Annotated in this window: 1 protein-coding gene; it reads right to left on the bottom strand. The window is 28.9% G+C overall.

Annotated features, from left to right (window positions below):
* On the bottom strand, nucleotides 1-710 hold a 710-nt coding region (locus AAE02nite_RS26060; protein WP_146905845.1), incomplete at its 3' end, for a toxin-antitoxin system YwqK family antitoxin.
* Between the last annotated feature and the right edge of the window lie 620 nt (nucleotides 711-1330).

Below are 1330 nucleotides of genomic sequence, written 5' to 3'. Positions count from 1 at the left end.
TACCTTCCTTTTTGAGTTGGAACAATATTAATGGTAGCAATAAAATTTTCACCCTTTATTGTATCAGTTTTCGTCGAGAATGTTTCTTTACGATAATCAAGAACAACCATCATATCTTGGTTATAGTGAGATGCTTCAAGCTTAATGTTTAAGTTAAATTCTTTATTTTGTAATAACGTGTCAAGAGTAGGTGTGAAGCTTATATAATGACTCTTTGCCTTTATAATGTTGTTATGTTCATCATACTGGATATATTGATTTATTACAGATTTGCCTTTATAAATCCTATAATCCTTAACTTCCTCTATTTTCCCATTCCGATTATAAAACTTAAAAATGCCAGTACGTTCGCCATTTTTATAATGGCCAATCATTTCTACTTTACCATTGTCATAATATGAGGTCGCTAACCCATGTATTTTATCATTTTTACGAAAACTTTTCTCCTTTAAATTTCCGTTTTTATAATATAACTTGAACAAGCCATTTGATTTGCCATTCTCATAGTTGACAAGCTTTTGTATTTTCACATTTTTATAATAAATAATGCACTCTCCATCTGGTGAATCATTTATTATATTGCATTCAAGATGCAATTCACCCGAGGGATAATAAATTGTTTCTCTTTCTCTTGAACACGAAATTATGATTAACATTATGGTTGATATAATGAATTTAAATAAACCACTTTTTAAAATATTTAAATCCATTATTAAAGATTTAATATACTATTATAACCTACTCTTTTTCTTTGAAAATAAAACCTAATTAATAAATATTAGTTTTTTGATATTAGCAAATTAATTAATATTTAATAATTTCTGTTGTTACTTTTACGTATCGTTTTCATTGCGCCTAACGTTTTTGCTATGGTGCGTTTATGCACTTTAGGGGTTGTTGGGGTATGTTTTTCTATTACTTTTTTGAAGTTTCTTTTCTAAGGACAGCAAAAGTCAAAGGAATTTACTTGTAAAATGAAAAAGGAATTTACTTGTTAATGAAATTTGAATAACCAAAAGAAGGACCAGAACAGTAATTTTAAAAATCCTTCCTAGTTTACCTTTATTTATCAATTGAGTCCAACCCAAAAAAGTCCAATGCAAAAAGCTAATAAAAGAAGCCACTCCATAAATCATTAGAATAAGCATTACTATTGAAAATCCTAACTCAGGTAATATTAGTCGATTCCAGTTCAAACCCATAAATAAAAGGGCAAGTAAAAAAGCAATAAGAACATTCCTTCCAAATCGAAGGTACTTCCACACGATGTGCATCTGTACATTGACTTTTTAAACTAAATGTGTCCCAACGATCAAGTCTATGGTTCGTT

It is taken from the genome of Adhaeribacter aerolatus (assembly GCF_007991635.1).
GTDB lineage: Bacteria > Bacteroidota > Bacteroidia > Cytophagales > Hymenobacteraceae > Adhaeribacter > Adhaeribacter aerolatus.
This window is presented reverse-complemented; position numbering and strand designations above follow the sequence as displayed.